This is a genomic window from Pseudomonas sp. P1_F7, assembly GCF_056405655.1.
The window spans coordinates 1-488 of the sequence record NZ_JBFUBR010000086.1 but is presented as its reverse complement, the minus strand read 5'-3'; the positions used below and the strand labels follow the sequence as shown (position 1 = coordinate 488).

At 62.7% G+C, this 488-nt stretch carries 1 protein-coding gene; it reads right to left on the bottom strand.

The features are described from left to right. A partial coding sequence (locus AC1D1M_RS31490; protein ID WP_477778706.1) for an immunoglobulin-like domain-containing protein occupies window positions 1-488 on the bottom strand: 488 nt, incomplete at both ends.

Sequence of the window (488 nt, the reverse complement as noted above, 5' to 3'; positions counted from 1 at the left end):
GCCGCGGTTTCGCTCGCGGTCAGTTTCACCGTCGAGGTGTCGATGGTGTCGGTCACTTCCGTCACCGCCGGTACGTTGCTCGGCACCAGGTTTTCGAAATCGCCGCCGGTGGCGGTGGAAATGGTCGCTTCGACTTTGCCAGCATCTTTGTACACGTCGTCTTTCGGCGCATCGACGGTCACCGAGCCAGTGGTTTTCCCGGCCTCAATCGTGATCACGGCACCGTTCGACAGGGTCACGGTCACCGGCGAGCCGGCGGTGTTGGTCAGGGTCGCGGTGTAGATGATCGAACCACCTTCGGCCACGGAACCGGTCGCGCTCAGCGACAAATTGGTGGTGTCCGGAGTATCGGTGACGGTAGTGCTGACCGGGGTTTTATCGGCCACCAGGTTCTCGTAGTTACCGCCGCTGACGTCGGTGATCGAGTTGGTCAGCGGGGCGTGACCAGCCAGCACGTCGTTCGGCGCGCTGGTGGTGATGGTGCCGGT